Source organism: Frankia sp. AgPm24, assembly GCF_023243055.1.
In the GTDB taxonomy this organism is placed as follows: Bacteria; Actinomycetota; Actinomycetes; order Frankiales; family Frankiaceae; genus Frankia; species Frankia umida.
In genome coordinates, this window is the sequence record NZ_JALKFW010000224.1 from 12479 (window position 1) to 32485 (window position 20007).

Here is a 20007-nt window from a genome sequence, read left to right on the forward strand (position 1 = left end):
CGGGCGAGAAACGGGCCCATACCCGCGTTGCACACGCACGGCGCGGCCCCTGTTCACTGCCGAGTCCACGGAGCCCGCTTTTCGTGCTCGGCCAGTGGACCGCCACCGATCTCGAAGACGGCATGCACGGTACCAGCTTTTCAGGTCACCGAGGGCGCAGACGTTGTCTCGGCAGCGCGGAGACCATCCGGTCGTTCGACGGGGAGAAGCCAGGTTGTGGCGCTTCGTGGCTGACTACTAGGCTTCATCACGATAGCGGCCTGATGGAGACGAAGTGAGACGACGGACCGTACGGGACGATCGGTGATCATCGACCGGGAACGGGTGGCGGAGGCCCTGCCTGGTTATCTTCTGGGTGAGCAGCTTGGGTCAGGGGCGTTCGGGCTGGTTCTCGCGGGCACGCACCGGCAGATGGGCAGACCGGTGGCCATCAAGGTGATGGCAGCGGTGGGCACCGCATCCCCTGCGGCTGGCTTCGCCGCCGAGGCGCAGATGCTGGCCCGACTGGACCATCCGCACGTCGTGCGGGTCTACGACTATGTCGAGGACCGCGGCCTGTGCATCGTTGTGATGGAGTTGCTGGCCGGGGGCACCCTGACCAGGCAGCGGGCGGCGATGGGCCCCGAGCAGGTCTGCGCGGTGGCGTTGGCGGTCGCCGCGGCCCTCGAGCACGCGCACCGCCACAAGGTGCTGCACCGCGACATCAAGGCCGACAACATCATGTTCGCCGGTGACGGCACGCTCAGGGTCACCGATTTCGGCATCGCCAAGCTGTTCGAGGGCTCGGGGACGACCACCACCGGTATCGCTGGCACGCCGGCGTACATGGCCCCGGAACAGATCGAGGGTGGCCAGCTGGGGCCGTGGACCGACCTGTACGCACTGGGAATCGTCCTGCACAGCCTGTTCACCGGACGGCTGCCGTTCGACCCGAAACTGCCGCTGCTTGTCCTGCTGAGCCAGCAGGTGACCGAGCCACCACCGCCGATGCCCGGGGTGGCCGCTCCGCTGGCCGAGGTGGTGTTGCGCATGCTGGCCAAGTCCCCCGCCGACCGTCCCCCGGATGCCGCCACGTTCGCACTCGAGCTGGCCTCCGCCGCCACCGCCGTGTTCGGTGTCGGGTGGACCGCACGTGCGCGGCTGCCGCTGCATCTCGACGAAGCGGTGCGTGCCGCCACCAACCGTCCACCCGGGTGGGCACGCTGGGACTTCTTCATCGCCCATGCAAGCGCCGACCAGCCGTGGGCGGACTGGATCGCCTGGGAGCTGGAGGCCGCCGGCTACCAGGTGCTGCTCCAGGCGCGCGACGGCGCGGCCAGGTCACGGTGGACCGCCAACCTGCGTGACGGCATCCGGCACTGCGCCCAGGTGCTGGTCCTGCTGTCCGGCGCCGGTCTGGGGCCGGTGGTCGAGCAGACCGGATGGGGCGCCGAGCACGACGCGGAGATGGAGACGCTCGCGGACCGGATCGTGGCGGTGCGGGTCGAGGACCGTCCCCACGCGGATCCACCAGGCGCAGCGCCGGTTCTCGACCTGTTCGGCTACTGCGCTGACACCGCGCGCAAGGCCCTGTTGGACCGGGCGGCTGTCGCCCTGGCCGGGCGGGCGGAGTCCCCGGGCCCGGGAGTTCACACATCTCTCCCACCGGTCAGGGCGATGACCGGGCCGGTGACCCTGGTGCCGCCCCGGCTGCCGGCCCTGCTCGTCGCGCCGCCCTTCCCCGCGAGGCTGGGCTCCCCGCCGCCGGACCACGGGGAGAGCTCTCCGGTACCGACCGCGTCGTCCCGCCCGCCGACGTCGGACCCGCCGGCATCCAGCCCGCCGGCCTCGGGCGAGTCGGCCTCAGGCGAGCCGGCCTCAGGCGAGCCGGCCTCGGAACGGTCCGGGTCGTCGGCCGAGGCTGTCCCGGATGGCGCGGAGCCGTCGGCAGGCGAACCCCGCGAGAAGCCGATCGCGGGTCGGCCCACCGGTCCGCGCGTCAGGAGCCTGCGACGGGGGCTGGAACGCAACACTGTGATCGTCGGCGTTGTCGTGCTCGTCCTGGCAGTCGCCGCTGGAGTGCTCATGGTGTCCGTTTACCCTCGGACATCTCCTCGCCGCCCCACGGCGCTGCCACCCGCCACGGTGCCGGCGCACTCGGCACCCGCGGCCAGCCCGACCCGGTCGCCGTCGGTGCAACCGAGTGGCTCGGCCTCGCCTACCGCGGCGGTGACCACCCCGCCCAGCAGCTCCGGCACGACCGCCGCCGGGAGCACCGCGCCGACGAACGCCGCCACGAACGCCGTGACGCAGGCCGCCGTGCGCCCGACCGCGGTCTCTGTCAGCGGCATCAACGGTGGTGACGACCGGACGCAGGTTCCGGGTTCCGAGGCGGACACCTCCTGGGTCGGCAACAACGCGACGTGTTCGGCATGGCTGGACAACAACGGCTCCGGCGCGCTCGCGGGGGTGCTCAACACCTCGCTGACCCAGTCCTGCGTGGCCGAACTGTTCCGTAGCGACGGGATGGCATATACCTTCTCCGCGTCATGGGGTGCCAAGAAGACAAACTTCATTCCAGTCGCGGGTTACACGATGTGGATCTGTGTATGGCACGCGGACCAGCAGTCGACCACCGAGCAGTGCTCACCCCACTTCAGGATGAACGGCACCGTCCCGGTCAGGAAGTGACATCCTCATGGTCCCCGGTCGGCCCCTGCACCGACGAGGCCGGCGGGGCATCGGCGTCCGAGCCGAGCGGGGCGAGCAGTAGCACCACGTCGGACGGGACGCTGAAGCCGATGGCGCTGCCCAGCGGGGACCGTTCGTCATAGTCGGCGACGAGCAGCTCCGGCAGATCCGGCGGGAGCAGACCACGCTCCTGGAACTCCTGGGTGACCCGCCGTACCGGCCGGGTGAAACCACGCAGGCTCCGTTCCTCGGCGTAGCCTCCGATCCGGTAGACCTCCTCGCGGCTGATCGAGCCGTCCAGTTCCGCCGCTCGCCGGACGACCTCCGCCTGCACGGGCGCCTCGTCGTCGAGGCGGCGCATCACCGCCTGAATCCCGGCCGCCGTCCATCCGTTCTCCTCGAGCAGACGGCTCACCCGCTCGACGTCCTCGACCGAGGAGTCCGCCACGTTGACACTGAGCGCGTTCTTCGCGTGGTGAAGCAGGCCGTCCGGGCGAAGCATGAAAAGCCGCCTGCCGGTGGCCGCGTACATTTCCCGGAACAGCTCCAGCCGGGGGCCGCGGGGCCGGCCCTCGGTCCGGTGCCACCAGTCCTCCTTCAGATCGGCGGTGACGAAGACGACGTCGGTGCACCGCCGCTGTGCCTCCCCGACCGTCTGACTCCAGACCAGGTAGTCACCGACCGCACCGTCCCCACCCTTGGCCTTGTCCATGTAGCCCGGGGGAATGCGCGCCTCCAGCCGCCTGCGGCCTTCGGCGACGCCTTTCGCATGCTCCTGCGTATCGGGCGGGCGGCCGACCCGGCCGTCGAGGATCCGTTCCAGCGCCGCGAGAACGGGATCCGTCGCGGTATCCCGCAGATAGTCGTACGCGGAGCTGTCGTCGATGACGGAGATGTCATGCGCCACCTCGTTGAAAGCCTCGTCCAGCAGATCCTTCAACCGCGTCGACTCCGACTCCTCCAGGGCGACCCGGTTCGCCCACGTCTGAAGCGCCTGCGACGCCTGGGAGCGTAGGTCGACGAGCCGTTTCCTGGTCTCCGCCGTACCCCGCGGGTCACCCAGCACCGCCTCCCGCGCACCCCAGAACTCCGCGACCACCTGGGGCGGGATCCACAGACGGTCCCCGATCCTCGTGAGCACCTCGATCAGGTCACCACGAGCAGCCGTCGTGTAGCGATAAAGATTGAGCAGCACGTTGGTGTCCGGGACCACCAGGCCCGTCACCAGCGCGTTCTGGTAGTCGACGTCCGACGGCGTCCGGTACCCCTCGTAGCCGTCGAAAAGGCCGAGTCCGGGCGAGGGCCCGGTGGTCACGAACGCAGCTCGTTGCGCATCGCCTGCTGGCTCACCCGGACCCCGACGGTTCCATCGACGATCTTGCGGACCAGTTCCTCCCGGCGGTCCTTCGACACCCCCCGGATACCGAGGCCGCCGGCCAGCCGACGCAGTACGGCGACGGACCCCAGCCCCGCGACATATGTCGTCGCCTCTTCTCGGTCATACAGGCCCGCAAGACGTTCGGACACCGCAGCCGGGTCGGGCGCACCGGTCGTGCCCCGTTTCTCCACCGACGTGTCCGTCGTCGGGTCGGTCGGCGGCGCGTCCACCGGGGCCGTCGCCTGCGGCGTAAGGGTGAGGGCTCGCCGACCGGTGACGAGATCGCTCAGCGCCTGCCCGTCGAGGGTCCGCACGAAGGCCGAAAACCGGTCGAGCGCGACGGCAAGGAGTCCTGGGACGTCGTCAGCCATGTGGTACCGCTCCGATCTTCCGCACGAACTCGGTCACCAACAGGCGGAGCTCCCGCTCGATGTCCGGGCCCAGACGTTCGGACAGCACCGCGGGAACGCATCGCTGCGGCGCGGACGCGTAGTACGTCTGGCTTTCCCGGAGCATGGCGTCGAACGTGGCCACCCGGCCGCGGGTCTGGTCGACGAAGTTCTGGAACGTCGGGATCAGCTGCCCGGCACGGGCGTAGCGGACCATCGTGAAGACGACGCCGAGCAGGTGCGGCGACAGTCCGTCCACGGCCCCCTGACCCGTTGCACCGGTCTCGGCGGCCGCATGGAGCTGCCGCCTGAACGCGTCCAGCCGAAGCTTCAGATGATCGACCGCGAACGTGGACAGAACCTCGGGACGGGCCGGGACTATCACACCGTCGCTGGCGGCGATAGCCGATCTGGTGATGATCCCGAAGTTGGGCGGACAGTCGATCAGCACGAGGTCGTACGCCTCGTCCCGGACGGTCTCCAGCGCCTCCCCAAGGCGGCGGATGACGCGCAGGTACTTCTCCCGTGAGCGGTATGACTCCGCCTTGCCGATCTCGATCGCAAGTGCTTCCTCGACGTCGCCCAGCATGAGATCGGACGCGACCAGGCCAAGCTCACCCCCACCCGCACGGATGTAGAAGTTCGCCGGCTCGGGCACGGTCACGAACGGGACCAGGCTCACCCGCCGGTTGGCGGGTCGGCGGATCTCGTACCAGTGCCGGATCGTGCGTTGCGGCGCCAGCATGGTCCGCCACTCCTCCGGCCGGTAGAACGACAGAGTGAGGCTCGCCTGCGGATCGACATCGAGCAGCAGAACGCGCCGACCCTGCCGGGCGATCTCGGCTCCGATGTTCGCGGTGAGGGTCGTCTTGCCGACCCCACCCTTGTAGTTGATGACGCTCGCGACCTTCATCGCGCGGTCTCGGCGGTCGGCGGCCCGGTGGTACCCGCGTCCCGTGTCCACACGCCACGAAACGCCCGGCCCACCACTGGTCCGCCTACTACTGCTCCCCCCACCAGTGCTCCCCCCACCAGCGGCCGCACCACACCACCATCGACATCCGGCGCGGATGCCCGTAAGCGCCGTGTCGATGCGGAAGGTGAGATGCGCCTTTCAGTGCATGCAGAAGGTGACAATATCACCACCCCAGGAGGGCGTTGAGTGCGTTGGTCATCCCTAGAGGGAAGCGTGCCCGCTTCTGCTATCGGGTGACGATGACCGTCGCGCGGTGTCCGGCAGCGTTCCTGAGCTTGGTGTCGCCGGTGAGCAGCTCGCAGCCGAGTGCTTCGGCGAGCGCGATGTAGGCGGCGTCGTAGGCGCCGAGGTCGTGCCGCAGTTCCCACATCCGGGGGTGGTAGGGCCAGACCGGATGACGGGTGATCCGCAGGCGCGCGTAGTCAGCCAGCATCTGCTCGCCGCGATGATCAGTGATCTTCCCTCCGGCGGCAAGCCCGCGAACTGTTGACGCGACCTCGACGTCGAGATGGTGCGGGGCGTGCAACGTACGCGGGGCGGACAGACGATGCCGGAGCACCTCGTCGCCATTACGGACCGACAGCACATCCATGACGAGCGAGCAGTCAACCACGTACGTGAGGGTCAACGCCGCCCCTCGTCGCGCGCCGCGAGGACGTCGTCCATGGTGAGCTCCACCGGTTCCCTGTCCCGGGCGATGCGGGCGATGACCTCGGCGTTGGTCTCCATGGCCGCGTCAGCATCCATCAGGTCCCGCAGATACCCGGACAGCGACTGGCCGAGCGATCTGGCGCGCTCGCGCAGGACCGCCAGCGTCGTCGGATCGACATCGCGCACCTGGACGATGCCCAGATCAGCGGACTCGCTCACATCTCCACGCTACCACGCGTTCATGCATGGCGCATGAACGCATCCTCGGTGCCCAACCAGACCCGAGCGCTACGACATCAGGCTCGCCGCCGCGCTGGCGCCCAGCTCCCAGCAGGCCTCCCGGTCCTTCGCGTCCGGGGTACCGATCACCGTCACCGGCTCATGCAACCGCTTCCGCTTCAGACCGGTGGCAATCGTCTCCACGCTGCGAACCGCACCCGCGGTGTCGGAGCCACCGTGAACGTACAGGGCGCATGGCCGACCGATACTTGCTTTCAAACAAGGAAAATAGGCCTGGTCGCAGAACTTGCGGAAAGTCAACTACGTTGCACGGTCACGCTACGTGTTTCCATGAGGTCGCCACCTCGGTGACACCGAACCCCGTGAGCCGGGCCTTTCGGCGAGATCCGAGGCCCAGGATCCGCGAACATCAGCGGCCATCTACCGGGCGAGGGCCGTCCGGTCGCGAGAACGGGGCGCTCCACCCAGGCGATATTGCCACACAGAGCACCCGCCAGGTCACAACAGGATAGATTAGAGGGCGCCGTCCGGACGAGGCCCGCGCCGCGGTAGCCACCATCACGGAGAGGATCGAACTGCCTGGATGGGAAGGGACAACGGAACACGGCCCGCGCAGATACGGTCAGGCTCGGGAGCCCGGTACCCTACGCACCGACTGTGGGCACTGATCGCGTCGATCCTCCTCACAATCGGGGGCATCGCCGTACTCGCCTTCAGCATGGCCGCAGACAGCGAATACTACGGATCAAACTCGACCTACAACAACGACTACTCAGATCCTCCGCACATCCCGTTGGCCGCGCTTTCCCTCTTCCTGATGCTGCCGATAGGAACGATTCTCACCTGCCTACTCGGCTGGGACCTCCATCGTCATCGACGACGGACGATGGGCAGGTTCACGGCCAGTGAACGGCGGGAGATAGATCGCGTACAGGCTTGGCACGCAGAGCTGCATCAAAACTGGGTCTACGCCCGCGGCCTGCTCCATCATCTGACCACCGGTCGTGGCATGCAGGAGCTGCGTTTATGGGGACCCGTTGTACGCCCGGACGAACGCGTCTATCTGCATGTTCCAGCATATTACTCGCGCTTCTACGGCACCGATCCCATCTACGTCCACATGTCCGGGGTCTTCCTTGGCAGCGCACCCTTCATGGCCGCCGGATACGCGCTGACCGCGCTGGGAAATCACAGCCGCCGCCAGGCCGCGCTGGCAGCCTCGATTCCGCAGTGGCGGGAATTCACGACTGCAACCGTCCTCGTGACCAGCGAAAGGATACTGTGCGAGGTCGGCGGCCGCTGGCTGTCCTTCTTTCCGCGCCAGGCGGTGGCCATCTATCCGGATCCGGCCGACTGGTCGATAGTCCTCGACTTCGGAGACATCGAACCGCTTCGTCTCTCGGGCCTGAACGGTCCTACTCTCGCTGTCGCAATCGTGTGGATCGTCTACGGCCACTCGGCGCTGGCGGAACATCCAGGGCTGGAGCCCCTTCGCCGCCATCCGTAGGCGCCAGTCGTGTACGCACCGGGTTGAGTCTGCCCCCCGATCCCTGCCAGACGGCGAGCCAGTGCAATGGTTGAGACCTGTGGATCGGCCGGGAGGACGTACCTTCCCGGTGATCGAGGTTGAGGTCCCAGTCAGGCCGACGTTGACGCGTCGGTCGGGAAGGCACACCCGTACTCCCGGTAGTACCCGAGGACAACACACCCGAGAACGGCTCGACGGCCAGGCCGTCGCTGATTGATGAGATCGTCCGGGAAGGTGCCCGGCGGATGCTCGCGGCCGCGTTGGAGCAGTTCCTCGGCTCGGGTGCCGGCCTGTCCGCCTCGACAGTGACCCGGCTGACCACGGCCTGGCAGGGCGACTACCAGGCGTTCACCGCCCGGGATCTGGCCGGCATCGACTGCCATCCCAAGCGTGGAACCGCCGGAATCGACGCCCTCGGGGTACTGACCGGTTTCACCGGGTCATGGTCCACGACGCCTGGGCCCCCTACGACACCTACACCAGCGCCACCCACCAGCTGTGCGTCGCCCACATCCTGCGTGAACTGCAGGCCGTCAGCGACACCGCCCCGGCCGGGACCTGGTGCTGGGCCAACGCTGGCCACCCACATCGGGATCGCCCAGACCTCACCCCGCGGCACGACACACATGGCCACCCGCCACGCCCGGGCCTGCCGCACCCTCACCGGCGCCCGCCAGTTCTACGCGATCCGAAGCTACCTGACCACCGCCACCAGACACGGCATCGGCCAGGTCCCCGCCCTCGTCCACCTCGCCGAGAGCCACCCCTGCCCGACACCGGGGCCTTCGCACGGATGTGATCACTCTGCTGGTACGGCTCGAACGCCGCTTCGAGAAAAGGATCTCGTCCGCAACGAATACCTGACCAGGCCAGGCGGCGGCCGCGTCCCAGCAGAGGTAATCGCCGAGATCGTCGACGAAATCTTCCTCCCGCTCGTCCGCCCGACCAGCCCCGCCATCCACCGGCCGGACGATCCGCCCCCGACAGCATCGGAAGCAGAGCCCGGAAAAAAGTGATCCTGTACGTCGCCGGGGCCCTCTGCCGGAAAAGCACGATCCGTTTGCGCACCCTATTGGACGATCCTGCTTCGTGATGGACCAGCGGCCCGGCGTGGCCGGCGCTTACCTTGTTAGCCGTACACCAATGACCCGGCCAGCCAGGGAATATCCCCTCGGTAACCGCTTCCGCCGCCGTCCCGCTCCTGGGGCGGAACACCGGTCGTCCTCGCGGTCACCCAGGCACCGTCGGCCAGAAATGGCGCGTTCGCGCGTTGTTCGCCTGGCCGGCCGACCACCGTTGACCGAACGTCCGTGTTCGACGGCCCGAAACCGCGACCACCCTTCGACCAGCTTTCCCGCCGACCCGCGCCGATGTGCGCGCCACGGCACCCCGAAGAAAGGTCGGTGACGCAGTGGACGGCCAGCCAGTCGTACTCGGCGCGACGACGACGGACGGCACCGGCCCGCCCTCCGGGCCGACGGACGATCAGTCTCGCCACACGGCACCTCGCCGCACGACCATCAGCAACGAGTACGTGCACCGGCTCCAGCGCCGGCACTTCCTGCTCTTCGACGTGCTGCCGATTCTCGGCACCGCGGTGGCCCTCGCCCTGCTCGCGGTGCGTCCGATCACCCTGGTCGACCTTGCGCTGCTGGGGGCGATGTGGGCCATCACCCTGATGGGCGTCAGCGTCGGGTACCACCGGCTGTTCACCCACCGCTCGTTCACCGCGGCCCCGTTGCTCGGGCTGGTCCTCACGGTCTGTGGATCGATGGCCGGGCAGGGCGGGCTGGTGTCGTGGGTCGCCCTCCACCGCCGCCATCACGAGCGCAGCGACCGTGACGGGGACCCGCACTCGCCGAACCTCGCCGGCGGCGGACTCGCCGGCCGGCTGCGGGGCCTGGCCCATTCCCACTTCCTGTGGATGCGCCGCCACGAGTACCCGAACGTCGTGCACTACGCACCGGACCTGATCGCCGATCGCCGACTGATCTCCGTCGCCCGGCATTACCACGTCTGGGTCGTGCTCGGGCTGGCGCTGCCCGCCCTGGTCGGCGGACTGGTCGAGTGGAGCTGGTACGGCGCGGTCACGGGCCTGCTGTGGGGCGGACTGGTGCGGATGTTCGTGGTGGAGCATCTCATCTGGGCGATCAACTCCTTTCTGCATTCCTTCGGACGCCGGTCGTTTCGGACCCGGGAGAACAGCCACAACAGCGGCCTGCTCGCCCTGCTGACGTTCGGCGAATCCTGGCACAACAATCACCACGCTTTTCCGGAGTCGCCGTCGTTCGGATTGCGCTGGTACCGGCTTGACCCGGGAATCTGGACCATCCGCGCATGCGCGGCGCTCGGCCTCGCCAGCGACCTGAAGACACCGTCGGCGCGCCGGCAGGCCACCCGCTACGCCGATCTCCCCGCCGCCGAAATCCCCGCCGCCGACGTCGCCATCGCCGTCGCCGAGGAAAGGGCATCGTGATGCACAGCCAGGAATCCATCGCGCAGTGGTGCCGGTCGTATCTTGCCGGCGTGCTCGGCACCTCGGCGGAGAAGATCCTGCCGGACGCGTCCTTCGACCGGCTCGGCATCGACTCGGCGGTCGCCGTCTCGCTGCTGATCGAGGTGGAGAACGAGTACGGCGTCGATCTGCCGCCGGAGGCGCTGTTCGAGAACCCGACGATCAACGCCGTCGCCGCCTATCTGTACCCCCGGGTAGGGGCTGGCGCCGTATGACCACCGCGGCGGACATCGATGCCGGCGCCCGGCGGGCAGGGGACAGTCCGCGGGCCGAGGACAGTTTGCGGGCGCAGGAGGCCATTCGGTACCACTATGACGTCAGCAACACGTTCTACCAGCTCTGGCTCGACCGGTCGCTGGCCTATTCCTGCGCCATGCCGGCCGCTCCGGACGACTCGCTCGAGCACGCCCAGCAGCGCAAACTGGACTTCCACCTGAACGCCGTCGGCATCGGCCCCGCGGCCGGTGTCGGTGCCGCTCCCGCGGCCAGCATTGGCCCCCCGCCCGGCCTCGGCCCCGTGCCCGGGAGCGGCTCGAGCACGCGGGTGCGGTCACTGCTCGATGTCGGCTGCGGCTGGGGCGCCGTCCTGCGGCTGGCCCGCGACCGCGGCGTCCCCCGGGTCGTCGGGCTCACCCTCAGCGACGAGCAGGCCGCCCATCTCGACGCGGACCGCGGCCCAGGCTTCGAGGTGCACACCCGCGACTGGCGGGACTACACCCCGGACGCCCCGTTCGACGGAATCATCTCGATCGGCGCGTTCGAACACTTCGCCCGGCCGGAGGACACCGCAGCCGAGCGGATCGAGCGGTACCGGGAGTTCTTCGGCCGCGTCCGGGACTGGCTCACCGACGACGGCGTCCTCTCGCTGCAGACCATCGCCTATGCCAACATGCCTCGGGAGAAGGCCAGCGCGTTCATCCAGGAAGAGATCTTCCCCGCCGCCGAACTGCCGACGCTCGCGGAGATCACCGCCGCGGCCGAGGGCATCCTGGAGACGCGGCTGGTGCGCAACGACCGCCTGGACTACGCGTGGACCTTCGAGCAGTGGGCCGCCCGACTGCGGGCGCGCCGCGACGAGGCCCGCGCGCTCGTCGGCCCGGAGGTCGTCGCCCGCTACGAGCGATACCTGCGTATGAACGCGCTCGGCTGCCGAATGGGCAAAATCTGCCTGTATCGGCTGGTGTTCCGCCCCTATTCCCGCGCGTACTTCCGGTCTGACGTATGACCGCAGGAGACCTGATCGCTCCCGCAGCGGGAGCGGCGGGGAGCTCGGGGGCGGGAGCGGCCCGGGTACGGTTCAACCCGTTCGGCGCCGAGTTCCGGTGTGACCCGTATCCGATGTACCGCCAGCTGCGCGAACAGCGGCCCGTGCACCGCACCCTCGGGATGTGGGTACTCAGTCGGTACGCCGACGTGCGCGAGGTGCTGCGCGACCGGACGTTCAGCGCCGGGGTGATCCCCCGCCAGATCAGCCGGCAGGCGGCCCGCCTCGAGGTGACGGACACCGGCCGCGTCGAGCGGCTGAGCCTGTCCTCGCTGGTGTTCACGGACGAACCGGCGCACGGACGGCTGCGCGCGCTGGTCAACCACGTGTTCACCGCGACGGCCATCGACGGGCTGCGTCCGGGCATCGCCGCGACCGCCGACCGACTGCTGGCCCAGGCGTGGGCCGAGGGCGGTGTCGACGCCAGTGTCAGTGGCGGCGGCAGCGGCGGTGCGGAACACCAAGGGGAACACGGAGAGGAAGGGGGAGGGGAACGCGGAGACCAGGGTCGGATGGACGCCGTCGCCGGATTCGCCGCGCCGCTGCCGGTTGCGGTCCTGTGCGACTGGCTGGGCCTGCCCGCCGAGGTACGGCCGCACGTCGCCGGCTGGACCCACGACATCCGGTTCATCCTCGAACCCGGCCTGATGCGCCCGGGCGACCTCGTCCGGGTCCGCGAGGTGCTCGACGAGTTCATGGCCGTGCTGGGCGAGGTGATCGCCGACCGTCGCGCGAGGCCGGGCGAGGACCTGATCAGCCGGCTTCTGGCGGCCCGCACCGGCGGCCAGGACCGGCTCGAGGACGCCGAGATCGCCTATGTCGGCGTGATGTGCTTCGTCGCGGGGCTGGAGACAACGACCAGCCTGCTCGGCAACACGCTGCTCGCGCTGCTGACCCACCCGGCTCAGGACGCGCTGATGCGCCGCCGCCCGCAGCTCGCTCGCGCCGCCGTGTCCGAGGCGCTGCGGTACGACCCGCCACTGCAACTCACCAAGCGCCTGGCCACCCGCGACGTCGAGATCGGCGGCGAGCGGATTCCGGCCGGCGCCGAGGTCCTGCTCTGCCTCGGCGCTACGGGGCGTGACCCGGCCGTCTTCGCCCGACCGGACGAGTTCGACATCACTCGGCAGGCGCGCGAGCACCTGGCGTTCGGGCACGGCATGCACGGCTGTCTCGGCGGCGCACTTGCCCGGGCGCAGGTCGAGATCGCGCTCGAGTGCCTGTACCGACGCTCCGACCTGCTCCGCCTCGCCTCACCCGCCGAGAGTCCGGCCACCGATCGTCCGGCGGCGGATCGTCCGGCGGCGGGCCCGGGAACGAACCGAGGAGAGGGGCCGTCGTGGCAGGACCACAGCTTCATCATCCGCGGTCTGACGAGCCTGCCCGTGACGTTGCGGGGCGGGTCGTGACGGCGCCCGGGCGCGCATGGCTGCGCGCCGAGCCCGCGAGCCCGGCCGCGACCCGGCTGCTGCTGCTGGCGCACTCCGGGGCCGGCGCCGCGTCGTTCACCCGATGGCTGGGACTGTTCGGACCGGGCGTCGGGCTGGTGCGGGTCCAGCTGCCGGGCCGGGAGGACGCCGCCGCCGAGACCCTGGCGAGGCGACTGCCCGAGGTCGTCGATCCACTGCTGGCCGAGCTCGCCCCGCTGACCAACGCTCCGCTCGCACTGTATGGGCACAGCATGGGTGCTCTGGTCGCCTTCGAGCTCGCCCGCGCGCTCACCGCCGCCGGCACGGCGCCGGTCCACCTGTTTGTCTCCGGACGCCGAGCCCCCCATCAGCCGAACCGGCGCCCGCGCATCGACCGCCTGCCCGACGACGAGTTCGTCACCGCGCTCGAGCGGCTGGGCGCCGCCGAGCGGGTGGCCCGGACAGCGGCGTTCCTGCGCTACGCGATCAGGGTGACCCGCGCCGACCTCGAGCTGTCCGAGGAGTACGACCACCGGTCGGTGCCGCGCCTCGCGTGCCCCATCACCGGGTTCCATGGCGACAACGACCTGGTCGTCGACCGGGACCAGGTCGAGGCCTGGCAGGCGGAGACCGACGGCCCCTTCGTCCTGCGCACCTTCCCCGGCACGCACTTCTTCCACCAGGAGCACCGGGCGGCCATCGCACAGATCATGAGCGAGGCGCTGACCGGAAAGCCCGCGACGGAGCCGGTGGGGACGGGGAGGTCCCGGTGAGCCAAGCACCGACGCCGCTGCCCGACGTCCTGCGTGCACGGGCCCGGCGCCAACCGGAGGACCGGGCGTTCGTCTTCCTCGACGAGTACGGCCAGGAGGCGCGCACCCTCACCTACGGTGAGCTCAACGCCCGGGCGCAGACTGTCGCGGCGGCCTTGGCCGGCGTCGCCGCGACGCCCGGCGAGCGGGCGCTGCTGGTCTTCGAGACCGGCCCGGACTTCCTCGCCGCCTACCTCGGCTGTCTGTATGCCGGGGTGGTCGCCGTGCCGGTCGTCCCGCCCCGTGCCGGACATGTCCGAGCCGGGACCCTGGCGATCGCGCGGGACTGCGCGCCGGTGGCGCTGCTCGGCGAGGCAGCGACCCTTGACCTCGTCGCCCCCGCGCTGGCCGAGGCCTGCCCCGGCCTGCGCCGCCTCGCCGTCGACCGACTCGGCTCCACGACCCTCTGGGGAGTCGACGCGGATCAGCCGGATCGGGTGCCGAGGGGCGCCGACCCGGCGCCGACGTCCCCGGACGCGCTCGCCTTCCTGCAGTACACCTCGGGCTCCACCGCCGCGCCCAAAGGCGTGATGGTCACCCACGGGAACCTCGCGGCCAACCTGGCGATGCTCACCCGCGCGTTCCGGCACGACCCGGGCTCGCCCTGGGTGGGCTGGACGCCGCTGTTCCACGACCAGGGGTTGATCGCCAATGCCCTGCACCCGCTGTACCTGGGCGGGCTCGGCGTGCTGATGACCCCGTCGACGTTCATCCGCCGCCCGCTGCTCTGGCTGCGAGCGATCTCCCGGTACCGGGCGCAGACCAGCGGCGGTCCGAACTTCGCCTTCGACCTCTGCGTCACCCATGCCGCCCGGCGCCGGGCGGTCGCGGGCGCTGACCACGACCTGTCCGACCTTGATCTGAGCTGCTGGACGAACGCCTTCAACGGCGCCGAACCGCTGCGCGAGGGGACGCTGCGCCGCTTCGCCGAGACGTTCGCGCCGTATGGACTACGCCCGCAGGCCCTGTACCCGTGCTATGGCCTGGCCGAGGCGACCCTGATCGTGACCGGCAGCGAGCCGGGACGTGGCCCGCGCACGCTCGCCGCGGACCCGGAGGCCCTGGCGGCCGGGCAGTGCGTGGCGTCCACCCGCGCCGATGCCCACGTTCTGGTCGGCTCCGGACAGGTGCCCCCGGGCAGTGACATCCGGATCATGGATCCGGAGACGGGACGGCCCCGGCCACCGGGCGGAATCGGCGAGATCTGGGTCGCCGGGCCGCACGTCACCGCCGGCTACTGGCACCGCCCGGAGGCAACCGCCACCGCGTTCGTCCAGCTCGCCCCAGCCGCACCGAACGCACCGAACGCACCGAACGCACCGAACGGGTTCTACGAGTCCGACCAGGCGAATGGGCGCTACCTGCGCACCGGCGACCTCGGCATGATCGTCGACGGCGAGCTCTACGTCGCCGGACGCCTGCGCGACCTGATCATCATCCGAGGCCGCAACCACTTCCCCCAGGACATCGAGTTCACCGCGACGACAGCGCATCCCGCCGCCCGCCCAAACGGCGTCGCCGCCTTCACGGTCCCCGACGCGGGTAGCGACCCACGGCTGGTCGTCGTGCTGGAAGTACGGGCAACGCCGGGCGTCGACCTGGACGAGGTGGCCGGGGCGATCCGGGCGGCGGTCCTGCGCGAACACGACCTCACGATCGGCGAGGTGGTGCTCACCCGACCGGGCGCGCTCCCCACGACCAGCAGCGGCAAGATCATGCGGACCGCCGCCCGACAGCGCTACCTGGACGCCGATCTCCCCGCCCCGCGCCGGCGCACCGCACCGGCCGCCGCATCGAACACCGCGATGACCGGTTAGGCCACGCCGAACCGACCGACCCGGGACGCACGAGCACCACGCGTCGAAAACGCTCAGGTTCCACATCACCCACGATTTACACACACGAGATCTGTTCGGCGCCACCCGCCGCTTCCCCGCCCGCGACGACCGGCTCGATGAACGGTTTCTGATGGGCTAGTTCAGCCGCCACCGACAACCCAACCGATCACAAAACAGCGGCTGCCGTACTAGGGCGTGACCGTCAGCTGAGTGCTGACGCTGGTGCCGTTGGCCGTCGCGGTGAAGGTGACGGTCTTCGTGGTGCTGACCCGCCGCGCGGTTGTGACATTGACCGTGAGGTTGGAGCCCCCGGCCGGAATGACGACCTGCGATGGGACCCTGGCGACCTGCGGGTTGCTGGAGCTGAGAGTGACCGTCGTTCCGCCCGCCAGCGCGCCGCTGCTCAGGACCGGGAACAGCTTGGCCGTGTTGCCGAGGCTGTTACCGGCCTTGACCGTCGCCGGAGACGCAGTCAGACTGATCAACGTCGGCTGCACCTCGCCGCTGCTCCCGGCGTCGCGCACCTGCAGGTACATGGATGTCGGCGTGGAGCCGTTCGTGTCAACGGGGGCGGTGAGGGCACCCGTCTCGACATTCAGCATTTTCGGGTTGCTGGTGCCCATGGCGAGACGGAAGCGCGCCTCCGGATATCCGCCGTCGGCGGTGGAGAACTGGATGCTGTACCAGCCTCCGGTGGGAACGCTGCCGTTGAACTCGCCCGGATACAGGTTGGCTCCGGCAGTCCACCAGAACTGCTCCGCCTCGCTCAGCGTGACGGTCGGGGTGGCGTCGCTCACGGCGGGGAGGTCGCGTTCGATCTGGGCAACCCGCTCGCCCGGCAGCCCGGTGGCCGAATCCACCCCGTAGAAGCGGAAGGTGGCATGCACCGGCTCCGGTGACTGGTAGCCGAAGGCGAAGGAGCTGATCAGATGGCTACCGCTGAACGGAACATCATCGGCGAGCTCGGTGGCGCCTTCGGCGTAGTAGGTCGGGTAGGTCGGGTAGCCGAGACTGATGTTGCTGTAGAACTGGGTCTCCTCGGCGGCTTGGGCGACACCTGCGGACATCGCCAGTACCAGCGCCACGAAGCTGCCGACAATCAGCTTGCGCAGCCCGTCCTGCCTGGCATGGGTGCGCCGTTTGAGGGTGGCGGCTCCCTCGGACAAGCCGAGCGGCGCAGCGGGCGGAATCGGCAGCGCCTGGGTGGTGCGGCGGTCTTTTCTCATGCCTCCTGATACGACACCGGTCCCGATCCGGTTCAATATCCGCCGGCCTGAAACAGCGATACCTGGGCTGCCAGGGACAACTACCAGCGTCCTGATTCGCCGACTCACTGGCAGTATTGCGTGGGGCCCCGGACCACGTCCGGGGCCCTCAACCTGTCAAGAGCCACTCGGCGTCGCGAGAATACTCGGAACCCTCGTCGGAGGGTGTTGGGGTCAGCTGCCTTCGATCGGGTTGCCGTCGGGTCCGACGACGAACCACTTGCCACCGAACTTGTCGATTCCCTGCCCCATGGCGGCCCCGGCCGTGGTGTCCTTGGCGAAGTAGTACAAAGGATGACCATGGTAGGTCACCTGAAGGGTGCCGTCCGCTCGGGTGGTCGTGGCGATCTCGCTCGACGTGACCCCGGAACCGGCTTCCGGCGCCTGGGACACGACGTAGGGCGGCCATGCCTTCGCGCAGTTCTCCGAACACATGGAGGTGACGCCCTGATCGGCTCCGAACAGGTAGAGCGTCCGACCACCGCCGTCGACCAGGATCGTGCCGAACCGGCTGGTGCTGACGTCCAGCGTGGCTGCCGGTCCGGAGGCGGTCGCGCCGCCGATGGCCGGGGTGCTGGTCGGCGATGCCGCCGGAGCCGACGAGGTCGTCGCGGCTGTCGTGCTGCCCGCGGCGGTGGCCGACTCCCCGTCGCTGCCGCAGGCCACCAGGACGAGTCCTGCCGCGCCAAGGGACAGAACCATCACGGCGATCTTCTTCATGCGGTCTCCCGATTCGGCCGCCGGCACCGCGGACAGGGCGTCCGCTGCCAGGCGGCGTTCGCGTGCTGATTCGTCCCGTAGCTCTACGAGCCCGCGTCCCGAATCGGTTCAACGACACCAACGGTGACGAGCGTCACTTGGGACCGCCGGCGGCCGCGACAGGGCCACTCCCTCGAACCGTTGAACCGAACTGAGCCGGCCGTCGTACACCAGGAGCAGGCGGCGACCGTCGTTCTCCGTCAGGGTCGTCCTCTGTCAGGGGTGTCATGCGAAGAAGGGTTTCCCGCGAAGCGTCGGACGCGGAGGAGGAAGCGATGGCCCGGTTGTACCGGGACCATCACAGGGTGCTGTTGTCGTTCATCGGCAAACACGTCGACGACCGTCACCGCGCCGAGGACATCGCGCAGGAGACGCTGCTGCGAGCCTGGCGCAATCTCGACTCGCTCCGGCCCGACGGAGTTCGTTCTTACCTGTTCACGATCGCCAGAAATGTCATCACGGACGCCTGGCGGGCCGAGCGGCGACGGCCGTCCCTTGTCGACCACGGCGGCGAAGTCGTGGCGACCGTGCCCGTCGTCGACGACGTGAGCCAGGCCATCGAGGCGTGGGTGGTCACGGAAGCGCTGGATCGTATTTCGCCCGCGCACCGGGCCGTCGTTCAGGAGCTGTACTACGAGGGAAGGACCGTACGCGAGACGGCGGCCCGCCTTTCGCTGCCAGAAGGCACCGTCAAGTCCCGTGCCTACTATGCGATCCGCGCGCTGCGTGACGCGTTCGAGGAGATGGGGGTCGGTCGATGACACCCGAGCACGACGAGGTCAGGTTCCTGCTCGGGGCCTTCGTCCTGGGCGGTCTGGAGGTCGATGACCGGAACGCCGTCGACGCCCATCTCGCCGGCTGCCCCGGCTGCCGCGCCGAACTCGAGGAGACCGCGTCGGTTCCCGCGCTGCTCCGACGTCTGCCGGGCCCCGCGGGGGGCGGTGAACGCTCCCTGGACGATCTGCTCCAGCGGGTGCGCGCCGAACGACGGTCGGTTCGCCGAACCCGCTCCTGGCGCCTCGCGGCGGTCGCTGCCGTGCTCGTCCTGTGCGCTGGAATCGGTCTCGTCGTGAACAGTCCCGCGGCCAACGCGCCGACGGGGCAGTCAGTCTCTTTCGTCGCCGCGGCGGGCACGACGATCACCGGTCGTGCCACGCTCACCTCGAAACCATGGGGAACGTCGCTGGCTGCGGCCTTCACCAGTCTTCCCGGCAGCGGCCCCTTCGCCCTGGAGGTCGCCAGCATCAACGGCACGACGGAAAGAGCGGCCAGCTGGTCGTCGACGCCGACGTCGAAGGCCAGCGTCGTCGGGGCGAGCTCGATCCAGACGGACGCCATCGACGTGGTTCGAGCCGTCAACCGTGACGGCCTGGTGCTCGCCGTCGCACACCCGCGGCGCGGCGCGTAGACGTCGCAGCCGTCAATCCGGGTCGCAGCCGTCAATCCGGATCGGGATGAGTTTCCGATCGGTGCCCAGCAGACCCGTTCCCACGCGGCCCGCCACTGGATGCCGCCGTAGACCGAGCGCAGATAGCGCTGGGAGACGATGGCCAGGGTCCGCCTGGAGCGGACCCTGCCCTCCTGAAGGAACACATGCCGGTTACCGCCCGCGACAAGATCCCAGTGCTCGATCCGTGACGACTCGACGGGAGGTGGTGCGTCCACGCAGGTGTAACCGTGCCTAGACAAGTCGCTGACCAGCAGCTTCGGGCGCCGCCGACCGACAGCTTGGACAACAACGATGGTCGCGGATAGTCACGACAGAAACGGAGTGGGTGCCGAAAGCAACGATCGTGTTACTCTGTCGACCGTACGATCGACTGCCTGGATCGCGACGAGCACCGTTCCTTACACACGAAGATCGGGGGATTTCCGTGAAGACAGCCGGGATATTCTTCATTCTCATAGCGGTGGTGCTCTATGTGCTTCCGAGCATTGTCGCCCTGGTCCGGGGACGCCAGTCGGCATCGGTCCTCGTGATCAACATCTTCCTCGGGTGGACACTCGTCGGCTGGGTGGTCGCTCTCGCGCTCGCGGTCAGCACGAACCACGGGCCCCAGAACGTGCAGGTCCATCCCGGCACAGCGCCGCCGCCGCCACCGATCGGCCCGGGCGGGCCCCAGCAGTGGCATCCGCAGGCCCCGTACCAGCAGCAGAACCCGTCCCATCCCCAGCAGTACTGGCAGGGGCAGCCGGGGCAGGGCAATCCTCCGGTCGACCCGCAGTACCAGCCTCCGTCCGGCGGGCAGTTCCCGCCGTCCTGAACCACCGGCCGCCGCTTCAGCCGCGCCTCGAACCCCACCAAGTCCGTAG

General features: G+C 69.4%; 20 protein-coding genes. 12 read left to right on the forward strand and 8 right to left on the reverse strand.

The window, feature by feature from the left end:
* Positions 1-303: 303 nt before the first annotated feature.
* The gene (locus tag MXD61_RS26920; protein WP_248816217.1) at positions 304-2670 is read left to right on the forward strand and encodes a protein kinase; all 2367 of its coding nucleotides are present in this window, start codon (positions 304-306) and stop codon (positions 2668-2670) included.
* Here MXD61_RS26920 and MXD61_RS26925 read toward each other — a convergent pair.
* From MXD61_RS26925 to MXD61_RS28250, 6 genes are all read right to left on the reverse strand, one after another.
* The gene (locus MXD61_RS26925; RefSeq protein ID WP_248816218.1) at positions 2660-3985 is read right to left on the reverse strand and encodes a PIN-like domain-containing protein; all 1326 of its coding nucleotides are present in this window, start codon (positions 3983-3985) and stop codon (positions 2660-2662) included. The two genes, MXD61_RS26920 and MXD61_RS26925, sit on opposite strands and share 11 nt — an antisense overlap.
* Positions 3982-4419, reverse strand: coding sequence for a hypothetical protein (locus tag MXD61_RS26930; RefSeq protein ID WP_248816219.1), 438 nt, complete (start codon positions 4417-4419; stop codon positions 3982-3984). Before MXD61_RS26930 ends, MXD61_RS26925 begins: the two co-directional genes overlap by 4 nt.
* Positions 4412-5350: a ParA family protein gene (locus MXD61_RS26935; protein ID WP_248816220.1), complete on the reverse strand. Its 939-nt coding sequence runs from the start codon at positions 5348-5350 to the stop codon at positions 4412-4414. Before MXD61_RS26935 ends, MXD61_RS26930 begins: the two co-directional genes overlap by 8 nt.
* 289 nt (positions 5351-5639) lie before the next feature.
* Entirely contained in the window at positions 5640-6041 is a 402-nt protein-coding gene (locus MXD61_RS26940) for a type II toxin-antitoxin system VapC family toxin (RefSeq protein ID WP_248816221.1), read from the reverse strand.
* Positions 6038-6283: a hypothetical protein gene (locus MXD61_RS26945; RefSeq protein ID WP_248816222.1), complete on the reverse strand. Its 246-nt coding sequence runs from the start codon at positions 6281-6283 to the stop codon at positions 6038-6040. Before MXD61_RS26945 ends, MXD61_RS26940 begins: the two co-directional genes overlap by 4 nt.
* A gap of 69 nt (positions 6284-6352) precedes the next feature.
* Positions 6353-6487 (reverse strand): hypothetical protein, encoded by a 135-nt coding sequence (locus tag MXD61_RS28250; protein WP_285223399.1) that lies wholly within the window; start codon positions 6485-6487, stop codon positions 6353-6355.
* A gap of 535 nt (positions 6488-7022) precedes the next feature.
* On the opposite strand from MXD61_RS28250, the gene MXD61_RS26950 reads away from it, so the two are divergent.
* From MXD61_RS26950 to MXD61_RS26985, 8 genes are all read left to right on the forward strand, one after another.
* Complete coding sequence (locus MXD61_RS26950) at positions 7023-7811, forward strand: hypothetical protein (RefSeq protein ID WP_248816223.1); 789 nt, start codon at positions 7023-7025, stop codon at positions 7809-7811.
* 463 nt (positions 7812-8274) lie between these two features.
* Positions 8275-8631 (forward strand): transposase, encoded by a 357-nt coding sequence (locus MXD61_RS26955; protein ID WP_248816224.1) that lies wholly within the window; start codon positions 8275-8277, stop codon positions 8629-8631.
* A gap of 720 nt (positions 8632-9351) precedes the next feature.
* Positions 9352-10308 carry an acyl-CoA desaturase gene (locus MXD61_RS26960; protein ID WP_374629638.1) on the forward strand — a complete coding sequence of 319 codons (957 nt, stop codon included), beginning with the start codon at positions 9352-9354 and terminating at the stop codon, positions 10306-10308.
* Positions 10308-10562, forward strand: coding sequence for an acyl carrier protein (locus tag MXD61_RS26965; RefSeq protein ID WP_251080689.1), 255 nt, complete (start codon positions 10308-10310; stop codon positions 10560-10562). The genes MXD61_RS26960 and MXD61_RS26965 overlap by 1 nt, the downstream gene beginning before the upstream one ends.
* A complete protein-coding gene (locus tag MXD61_RS26970) occupies positions 10559-11572 on the forward strand; it encodes a cyclopropane-fatty-acyl-phospholipid synthase family protein (protein ID WP_248816227.1) in 1014 nt (337 codons plus the stop codon). Before MXD61_RS26965 ends, MXD61_RS26970 begins: the two co-directional genes overlap by 4 nt.
* Complete coding sequence (locus MXD61_RS26975; protein WP_248816228.1) at positions 11569-13020, forward strand: cytochrome P450; 1452 nt, start codon at positions 11569-11571, stop codon at positions 13018-13020. Before MXD61_RS26970 ends, MXD61_RS26975 begins: the two co-directional genes overlap by 4 nt.
* Positions 13017-13793: a thioesterase II family protein gene (locus tag MXD61_RS26980; protein WP_248816229.1), complete on the forward strand. Its 777-nt coding sequence runs from the start codon at positions 13017-13019 to the stop codon at positions 13791-13793. The genes MXD61_RS26975 and MXD61_RS26980 overlap by 4 nt, the downstream gene beginning before the upstream one ends.
* Complete coding sequence (locus tag MXD61_RS26985) at positions 13790-15649, forward strand: fatty acyl-AMP ligase (protein WP_248816230.1); 1860 nt, start codon at positions 13790-13792, stop codon at positions 15647-15649. The genes MXD61_RS26980 and MXD61_RS26985 overlap by 4 nt, the downstream gene beginning before the upstream one ends.
* Before the next feature lie 209 nt (positions 15650-15858).
* On the opposite strand, the gene MXD61_RS26990 is transcribed toward MXD61_RS26985, so the two are convergent.
* On the reverse strand, positions 15859-16932 hold the full coding sequence (locus tag MXD61_RS26990) for a hypothetical protein (protein WP_248816231.1): 1074 nt from the start codon (positions 16930-16932) through the stop codon (positions 15859-15861).
* 177 nt (positions 16933-17109) lie between these two features.
* Positions 17110-17637, reverse strand: coding sequence for a hypothetical protein (locus MXD61_RS26995; RefSeq protein WP_248816232.1), 528 nt, complete (start codon positions 17635-17637; stop codon positions 17110-17112).
* A 332-nt stretch (positions 17638-17969) separates the two neighbouring features.
* Here MXD61_RS26995 and MXD61_RS27000 point away from each other — a divergent pair, with 332 nt between their 5' ends.
* From MXD61_RS27000 to MXD61_RS27010, 3 genes are all read left to right on the forward strand, one after another.
* On the forward strand, positions 17970-18455 hold the full coding sequence (locus tag MXD61_RS27000) for a sigma-70 family RNA polymerase sigma factor (RefSeq protein ID WP_285223400.1): 486 nt from the start codon (positions 17970-17972) through the stop codon (positions 18453-18455).
* Entirely contained in the window at positions 18452-19102 is a 651-nt protein-coding gene (locus MXD61_RS27005) for an anti-sigma factor (protein WP_248816234.1), read from the forward strand. The genes MXD61_RS27000 and MXD61_RS27005 overlap by 4 nt, the downstream gene beginning before the upstream one ends.
* A gap of 466 nt (positions 19103-19568) precedes the next feature.
* Positions 19569-19958: a superinfection immunity protein gene (locus tag MXD61_RS27010; RefSeq protein WP_248816235.1), complete on the forward strand. Its 390-nt coding sequence runs from the start codon at positions 19569-19571 to the stop codon at positions 19956-19958.
* Positions 19959-20007: the final 49 nt, after the last annotated feature.

What these genes read in the sequence shown, in the direction of transcription:
- MXD61_RS26935 (WP_248816220.1), bottom strand. Translation starts at nt 5,350, where the DNA reads ATGAAGGTCGCGAGCGTCATCAACTACAAGGGTGGGGTCGGCAAGACG.
- MXD61_RS26930 (WP_248816219.1), bottom strand. Translation starts at nt 4,419, where the DNA reads ATGGCTGACGACGTCCCAGGACTCCTTGCCGTCGCGCTCGACCGGTTT.
- MXD61_RS26995 (WP_248816232.1), bottom strand. Translation starts at nt 17,637, where the DNA reads ATGGTTCTGTCCCTTGGCGCGGCAGGACTCGTCCTGGTGGCCTGCGGC.
- MXD61_RS27000 (WP_285223400.1), top strand. Translation starts at nt 17,970, where the DNA reads ATGGCCCGGTTGTACCGGGACCATCACAGGGTGCTGTTGTCGTTCATC.
- MXD61_RS26965 (WP_251080689.1), top strand. Translation starts at nt 10,308, where the DNA reads ATGCACAGCCAGGAATCCATCGCGCAGTGGTGCCGGTCGTATCTTGCC.
- MXD61_RS27005 (WP_248816234.1), top strand. Translation starts at nt 18,452, where the DNA reads ATGACACCCGAGCACGACGAGGTCAGGTTCCTGCTCGGGGCCTTCGTC.
- MXD61_RS26970 (WP_248816227.1), top strand. Translation starts at nt 10,559, where the DNA reads ATGACCACCGCGGCGGACATCGATGCCGGCGCCCGGCGGGCAGGGGAC.
- MXD61_RS26955 (WP_248816224.1), top strand. Translation starts at nt 8,275, where the DNA reads ATGGTCCACGACGCCTGGGCCCCCTACGACACCTACACCAGCGCCACC.
- MXD61_RS26950 (WP_248816223.1), top strand. Translation starts at nt 7,023, where the DNA reads ATGGCCGCAGACAGCGAATACTACGGATCAAACTCGACCTACAACAAC.
- MXD61_RS26975 (WP_248816228.1), top strand. Translation starts at nt 11,569, where the DNA reads ATGACCGCAGGAGACCTGATCGCTCCCGCAGCGGGAGCGGCGGGGAGC.